At 68.1% G+C, this 7,324-nt stretch carries 7 protein-coding genes and 1 pseudogene; 7 read left to right on the forward strand and 1 reads right to left on the reverse strand.

The genetic code is table 11. From position 1 onward, the window contains the following. The first annotated feature begins 29 nt into the window (after positions 1 to 29). Genes AC3WQR_RS31210 through AC3WQR_RS31220 form a run of 3 tightly spaced genes read left to right on the forward strand, consistent with a single transcriptional unit; the run spans position 30 to position 3,225 of the window. Positions 30 to 839 carry a DUF4198 domain-containing protein gene (locus tag AC3WQR_RS31210; RefSeq protein ID WP_492745901.1) on the forward strand — a complete coding sequence of 270 codons (810 nt, stop codon included), beginning with the start codon at positions 30 to 32 and terminating at the stop codon, positions 837 to 839. A 14-nt stretch (positions 840 to 853) separates the two neighbouring features. After that, complete coding sequence (locus tag AC3WQR_RS31215) at positions 854 to 1,864, forward strand: FAD:protein FMN transferase (protein ID WP_492745903.1); 1,011 nt, start codon at positions 854 to 856, stop codon at positions 1,862 to 1,864. Continuing rightward, the gene (locus AC3WQR_RS31220; RefSeq protein ID WP_492745905.1) at positions 1,861 to 3,225 is read left to right on the forward strand and encodes a sulfite reductase subunit alpha; all 1,365 of its coding nucleotides are present in this window, start codon (positions 1,861 to 1,863) and stop codon (positions 3,223 to 3,225) included. Before AC3WQR_RS31215 ends, AC3WQR_RS31220 begins: the two co-directional genes overlap by 4 nt. 18 nt (positions 3,226 to 3,243) lie before the next feature. Here AC3WQR_RS31220 and AC3WQR_RS31225 read toward each other — a convergent pair whose 3' ends face one another. Then, positions 3,244 to 3,465 carry a hypothetical protein gene (locus AC3WQR_RS31225; RefSeq protein ID WP_159272569.1) on the reverse strand — a complete coding sequence of 74 codons (222 nt, stop codon included), beginning with the start codon at positions 3,463 to 3,465 and terminating at the stop codon, positions 3,244 to 3,246. Between AC3WQR_RS31225 and AC3WQR_RS31230 the strand changes: the two genes are divergently transcribed. From AC3WQR_RS31230 to AC3WQR_RS31245, 4 genes and pseudogenes are all read left to right on the forward strand, one after another. After that, positions 3,464 to 5,845 carry a catecholate siderophore receptor Fiu gene (locus AC3WQR_RS31230; protein ID WP_492745907.1) on the forward strand — a complete coding sequence of 794 codons (2,382 nt, stop codon included), beginning with the start codon at positions 3,464 to 3,466 and terminating at the stop codon, positions 5,843 to 5,845. The two genes, AC3WQR_RS31225 and AC3WQR_RS31230, sit on opposite strands and share 2 nt — an antisense overlap. A gap of 103 nt (positions 5,846 to 5,948) precedes the next feature. Next, positions 5,949 to 6,629, forward strand: a complete 681-nt coding sequence (locus AC3WQR_RS31235; protein WP_070059743.1) for a Fe2+-dependent dioxygenase — start codon at positions 5,949 to 5,951, stop codon at positions 6,627 to 6,629. A 111-nt stretch (positions 6,630 to 6,740) separates the two neighbouring features. Next, positions 6,741 to 7,013 carry a (2Fe-2S)-binding protein gene (locus tag AC3WQR_RS31240; RefSeq protein ID WP_062473051.1) on the forward strand — a complete coding sequence of 91 codons (273 nt, stop codon included), beginning with the start codon at positions 6,741 to 6,743 and terminating at the stop codon, positions 7,011 to 7,013. A gap of 83 nt (positions 7,014 to 7,096) precedes the next feature. After that, a pseudogene (locus AC3WQR_RS31245) lies at positions 7,097 to 7,324 on the forward strand (energy transducer TonB); the annotation flags it as partial.

Below are 7,324 nucleotides of genomic sequence, written 5' to 3' on the forward strand. Positions count from 1 at the left end.
CCGCCCGCCCACTCATTCCAAGGACCACCATGACCCGCTTCACCCTGCGCGCCGCCGGCCTCGCCCTCGCCCTGTCAGCCGTTGCTTCCGTGACCCAGGCGCACAACGCCTGGCTGCTGCCCTCGACCACCGTGCTGTCGAAAGCCGACACCGTGAGCGTCGACGCTGCCGTGTCGAACGACCTGTTCGTTGCCAACCACGCGCCGCTGCGCCTGGACGGCCTGCAGATCACCGCCCCCGACGGCAGCACGGTCAAGCCTGAATCCGAAGCCAAGCTCAAGCTGCGCAACGTGTTCGACGTGAACGTCGCGCAGCCGGGCACCTACCGCATCGCGGTGGTCAACAACGGCGCGTTCGCCGCCTGGAAGGACAAGGCCACGGGCCAGAACAAGCGCGCCCGCGGCACGGCCGAAACCATCGCCAAGGAAATCCCGGCCGATGCGCAGGAAGTGACCATCACCCAATCGGCCGGCCGCATCGAGACCTTCGTGACCGTCGGCAAGCCCTCGGCGCTCAAGCCCATCGGCCAGGGCCTGGAACTGATCGCCGCCGGCAGCCCGACCGACCTGGCCAAGGGCGAGAAGGCCACCTTCACGCTGCACCTGGACGGCAAGCCCGCCAAGGACCTCGAAGTGACCGTGACCGCCGGCAGCACCCAGTACCGCGACAAGCTCGACGAACTCAAGCTCAAGACCGACGACAAGGGCCAGTTCAGCGTGACCTGGCCGGCCGCCGGCATGTACTGGCTCGACGCCAGCACCAAGGACAGCAAGACCACCGTGCCGCAAGCCAAGGAACGCCGCCTGAGCTACGCGGCCACCCTGGAAGTGATGCCCTGACCCTGCGTTTTTCCTTGGGCCTTTCCTTCAGCACCTGGCGCGCGGGCGGCTACGCCAACGCGGCCGTTCCCCGCCCCGCCGATCCAGCCAGCCTCCAGCAGCTCGGCGGGCAGACGATGGGCACGACCTGGTCACTGCGCTTCGACAACCCGCGGATGCTGCCGCTCGCACAGGTGCGCGAGGCGGTCGAGGCCGCGCTCGCGCGCGTGATCGACCAGATGAGCCACTGGGAGCCCGACTCCCTCATCAGCCGCTTCAACGCCGCGCCCGCCGGCTCGCGCCATGCGCTGCCAGCCGAATTCGCACAGGTGATGCAGTGCGCCCTCGCGTGGGCGCAGGCCAGCGGCGGCGCGATCGATCCGACGGTCGGTGCGCTGGTGGCGCGCTGGGGCTTCGGCCCCGCAGCGTCGCAGGACAACGCCCTGCCCTCGCCCGACGCGCTGGCCGCGATCCATTCGAACGTCGGCTGGCAACGGCTGACCTTCGATGAGGCCAACCGCACGCTGCTGCAACCCGGCGGCGTGCAGCTCGACCTGTCGGGCATCGCCAAGGGCTTCGCGGTCGACCACGGCGTCGACGCGCTGCGCGCGCTCGGCCTCACCGACCTGCTGTTCGAAATCGGCGGCGAGTTGCGCGGCATCGGCCGGCGACCCGGCGGCACGCCGTGGCAGGTGCAGGTCGACACCGAGATGCCGACGCCGCAACGCATCGCACTGGCCGACATGGCCGTGGCCACCTCGGGCGACCGCTGGCACCGGCGCGCGGTCGAAGGCCGCAGCTGGTCGCACACCATCGATCCGCGCGACGGCGAGCCCGTGGCGCATGCGCTGGCCAGCGTCACGGTGCTGCACCCGCAGTGCATGCAGGCGGATGCGCTCGCCACCGTGCTGACCGTGCTCGGCCCCGTCGAGGGCCTGGCCTTCGCACAGCAGCGCCACATCGCGGCCCTGTTCATCTCCCGCGCCGACGACGGGTCGCTCACCGAGCAGGCCACGCGCGCGTGGCAGGCGCAGGCGAGCGCATGACCGAGACCCTGTGGCGTGCGCTGGCCGCCAGCGCGACGGTCGCCGCCTATGCCGCGCTGTGCCTGGGCATCTACGCACGCCAGCGACGGCTGCAGGCCACGGCCGCACGCGAAGCCGCGGCCCTGTCGGCCGGTGACGGCGCGCAGGCGTCGCCCACCCTCGTGCTGTTCGCCAGCCAGACCGGCCAGGCGGAAACCATCGCGTGGCAGACCGCGCGACGGCTGCGCGCGGCCGGCACGGCCGTGCGCGTGATGGCCCTCAACGCCCTCGACAGCGCCACGCTGGCCTCGGCCCGCCGCGCCCTCTTCGTGGCCAGCACCTACGGCGAAGGCGATGCGCCCGACGGCGCCAGCGTGTTCGCCGAGCGCGTGATGGGCGCGCCGCTGGCGCTGCCTTCGCTGCGCTACGCCGTGCTGGCGCTCGGCGACCGGCAGTACGCCCACTTCTGCGGCTTCGGCCGCGCGCTCGACGCGTGGCTCCACACGGCCGGCGCCGTGCGCGACTTCGAACCCATCGAGGTCGACAACAGCGACCCCGCCGCGCTCGCCGATTGGCACGCCCGCTGGGGCGATGCGCCGGAGGGCGGCGACGACGCCCCGGCAAGCTTCGCGCCCTGGCGGCTCACGCGGCGCGAACTGCTCAACGCCGGCAGCACGGGCGGCCCGGTCTTCCATCTCGGCCTCACGCCGCAAGCCGGCGCACTGCCACACTGGGCTTCGGGCGACCTGGTGCAGGTCGCAATCGCAAGCGATCCGGCGCGGCCACGCGACTACTCGATCGCCTCCCTGCCCGCCGACGGCGAACTGCAACTGCTCGTGCGGCAAGAACAGCATCCCGACGGCTCGATGGGCGCCGCGTCGGGCCTGCTCACCTCGACGCTTTCGGTCGGCGACTCCGTGGCGCTGCGCCTGCGGCCGCACCGCGGCTTCCGGCTGGAGGGCAACGAGAACCGTCCGCTGATCCTGATCGGCAACGGCACCGGCCTGGCCGGCCTGCGCGCCCACCTGCGCGCACGCGCCGCCGCTGGCCGAAAAGACAACTGGCTGGTGTTCGGCGAGCGCCAGTCCGCCCACGACTTCCTCTGCCGCGAAGAAATCGAAGCCTGGCAGGCCGACGGCACGCTCGCCCGGCTCGACATGGTGTTCTCGCGCGACCAGGCCGAGCGCTTCTACGTGCAGCACCGCCTGCTGCAGATGGCCGACACGCTGCAAGCCTGGCTGCGCGATGGCTCCGCCGTCTATGTCTGCGGCAGCCTCCAGGGCATGGCATCGGGCGTCGACGCGGCGCTGCGGCAGATCGCCGGCGACGACCTCTGGGCCGAGCTGTCGGCCAGCGGACGCTACCGCCGCGACGTCTATTGAACGGCCCGCGCGGCCTCGTCAGTTGCGCGCCGGCAACGGAGCGAGCGAAACTTTCTGGTTAAAAGCGGCCAGTTGAGCACCTTGGTATTGAGAAGCAATATCATTTGCATCGATTTGCAAAAACCCTTCGCAAATCAGCTCACCCAGCCAGTCTTGCCGCCCTTTTTCTCCCCGAGAGTGCGCCGCCCGGACCCAGCCAGTCGAGCTCTGCCCGCCCGCCCTTTCTGGAGAAAACAACATGGCCTATATCAAGAGCCGCAAACACGCCGTCGCACGCGCCGTTCCTCACCTTTCGGGTGCCGCCGCAGCCACGCTGCTGGCCATCGCAGCCCCCGCCGCCTTTGCCCAGACCGGGCGGGCCCTGCCTGAAGTCCGCGTGCAGGATTCGAGCGCTGCCGACTACAAGACCGACACCTCGGCCAACCCGAAGTTCACGGCCCCGCTGGTGAACACGCCGCAGACGATCCAGGTGATCAAGGAACAGATCATTCGCGAGCAGGGCGCGACCACGCTCACCGAAGCGCTGCGCAACACCGCCGGCGTCGGCACGTTCTTCCTGGGCGAGAACGGCAACACGAACACCGGCGACGCCGTGTTCATGCGCGGCTTCGACAGCTCCAGCAGCATCTTCGTGGACGGCATCCGCGACCTGGGCTCGGTCTCGCGCGACATGTTCAATATCGAGCAGGTCGAAGTCGTGAAGGGCCCGTCGGGCACCGACGTGGGCCGCACCTCGCCCACCGGCTACATCAACCTCGTCACCAAGAAGCCGAAGCTCGAAGACAGCTTCCTGGGCTCGCTCGGTTTCGGCAGCGCCGACTACAAGCGCGGCAGCATCGACTGGAACAAGTCGCTCAGCAGCGCCAACGGCATCGGCGCCGCCTTCCGCCTGAATGCGGCGATGGAAGACTCGGGCGTGCCCGGCCGCGACTTCGTCAAGAACAAGCGCACGGCCATTGCACCCTCGATCGCGCTCGGTCTGAATTCGCCCACGCGCTTCTACTTCGACTACCTGCACGTCGACCAGGACAACGTGCCCGATGGCGGCGTGCCGACCATCGGCCTGCCCAGCTACTCGAACCCCGACCCGGTCGCTCTCGGCGCACGTCGCCGCAGCTTCCTGAACTACGCAGCACCGGTCGATCCGAAGAACTTCTACGGCACCGCCTACGACTTCAACAAGGTGACGGCCGACATGTTCACCGCGCGCGTGGAGCACGACTTCACGCCCGACATCACGCTGCGCAACACGACCCGCTACGGCAAGACGAAGCAGGACTACATGCTGACGGCGTTCATGCTCGGCGGCCTGGGCACCAACGGCAACCCGCCGCCCTCGGGCAACACCGCGTTCCTCAGCACGCCGATCCCGGGACTGCCGTCGACCTGGACGACCACGCGCAACCTGCCGACCAACAAGAACCAGGAAAACACGATCTTCGTCAACCAGACGAACGTGACCGCCAAGTTCAACACCGGCAGCCTGAGCCACTCGCTCAGCGCGGGCGTCGAGTTGATCCGTGAAGAGCAGTCGAGCCTGGGCTACTTCAGCCCCGGCGCCACGTTCAACGGCAAGGTCGTGCAGAACGGCGCATGGCCCGTGGCCAACCTGTACGCGCCGAACCCGTACGTGAACGGCTACAACCGCATGCTCAGCGGCGCCGACAGCAAGGGCGTGACCAACACGGTCGGCCTGTACGCCTTCGACACCATCAAGCTCAACGAGCAATGGCAGATCACCGGCGGCCTGCGCTTCGATCACTACAGCACCTCGTTCCAGAGCGCGACGCTGTCGACCGCAACGACCAACCCCGGCCTGCCGGTCGGCACGCTGGTGCCCTCGTCGCTGAAGCTCTCCGACAACCTGTTCACCGGCAAGATCGGCGTGGTCTACAAGCCCGCGAAGAACGGCAGCATCTATGCGGCCTACGGCACTTCGGCGCAGCCCCCGGGCGGCGCGAACTTCTCGCTGTCGGCCGCCGGCACGGGCAGCAGCGCGGCGCGCACCGACTTCCTGCCGCAAAAGGCCAAGACCTTCGAAGTGGGCACGAAGTGGGACGTGCTGGACGACAAGCTGTCGCTGACCGGCGCGGTCTACCGCACCGACGTGACCAACGAAGTCGTGCAGGACCCGACCAACACCGCGCTGTACTACCAGAGCGGCAAGAAACGCGTGCAGGGCATCGAGCTGGGCGTGGCGGGCACCATCACCGAACGCTGGGGCATGAGCGCCGGCTTCACGACGATGGACACCAAGGTGCAAAGCGGCCCCAACGTCACGGCCGACGGCACCAACGTGCTGACCTACACGCCGAAGAACTCGTTCACGGCCTGGACCACCTACCAGTTCCCGTTCGGCCTGACGGTCGGCGGTGGCGCGCGCTACAACGGCAAGCTGCACCGCGGCACCGACGGCGCCGTGGGCACGCCGGCGTACATCGACTCCTACTGGGTGTTCGATGCCATGGCGTCGTACCGCATCAACAAGAACGTCGACATCCAGCTGAACATCGCCAACGTGTTCGACAAGCAGTACGCGGCCGCCATCAACAAGAGCGGCTACCGCTACACGCCGGGCATCCCGCGCTCGGCCAAGATCACCGCGAACTTCGCGTTCTGATCCCGACGACCGCGTCGCCTCCGTGCCGGCCCTTGCGGCAGGCGCGGTGCGACACTCGAGCCCCGGCCTGCGCCGGGGCTTTTTTCTTGTGGAGTTCACCGAAATGATGCTGCATGTGCCCGACGTGCTGAGCCCGGACCAGGTGCGCGAGATGCGCGCGGCGCTCGATGCCACCCACTGGGTCGACGGCCGCGAAACCGTGGGTGACCAAGGCGCACAGGTGAAGCGCAACCGCCAGTTGCCGGAGTCTTCGCCCGTCTCGCGCGAGCTCGGCGCGACCATCCTGGCGGCGCTCTCGCGCCACGCGCTGTTCTTCTCGGCGGCGCTGCCCGCGCGTTTCGTGCCGCCGCTGTTCAACCGCTACGAGGGTGGCGAGCACTACGGCGTGCATGTCGACGGCTCGGTGCGCGCGGTGCCGGGCAGCAGCCAGCAGCTGCGCACCGACCTGTCGTGCACCCTCTTCCTGAGCGATCCGGAGGATTACGACGGCGGCGAGCTGGAAGTGATCGACACCTACGGCTCCCACGAGGTCAAGCTGCCGGCCGGCGACCTGATCCTTTACCCGGCGAGCAGCCTGCACCGCGTGCACCCGGTCACGCGCGGGGCGCGGGTGTGCTCCTTCTTCTGGCTGCAGAGCATGGTGCGCAGCGACGCTCAGCGCGGCATGCTGTTCGAACTCGACCAGACCATCCAGAAACTGCGCGCCCGCCTGGGCGAATGCGAGGAAACCGTGGCGCTCACCGGCCACTATCACAACCTCCTGCGGCTCTGGGCCGAGGTGTAACACCGGCTTGCAAAGTCCGGCGGCATGTCAGTCATAGTGATTGCAAATGCGATGGATTCTTATTTATAATGAGTCACATCCAACAGCCAGCCAACTGCCGCTTTCACCGCCATGATCGTTTGCGTCTGCCGCCGAGTCTCTGACCGTGAAATCGCACGTCACGTGCGCGCGGGCATGACTTTCGACGAAGTCCAGTTCGAACTCGGCGTGGCCACCCAGTGTGGCCAGTGTGAAGGTTGTGCCCGCGACATCGTGGCGCAGTGCAGTGTCTCTCACCCGGTCGCCGCCCTGAACTGCGAATCGGCGCCGAGAGCGATCCAGCTTGCCAACTCCATCAAGGAAAGCAAAGCATGGAACTCGTCTCGGCTCTCGGCGGCAGCCTGATCCTCGTCGCCGGCTCTGTCTGGTGGATTTTTCGCAAGTAGCGTCTCTGTAGCGGTTTTGCTGCAATCGGGGCACGATTTGTAGTGCCCGCATTCGAATGGTTGATCGTGTCTGACCGCTTTGCCCCCCCTCCCTCCTTTCTTGGCCTGTCGCGCACTGTCGTCATTGCCGGCGGCGTGATCCTGTTTCACGGCGCCGCGCTGTGGGCGCTGCAAAGCGGCCTGCTGCGCAGGGCCGCCGAAGTGGTGATTCCCGTCGAGATCCTGAGCCAGTTCGTCGAACCGCCGAAACCCAAGGCCGATCCGCCGCCC

The sequence above is a fragment of the Variovorax sp. FW305-3-2-15-B-LB1 genome (genome assembly GCF_058787635.1).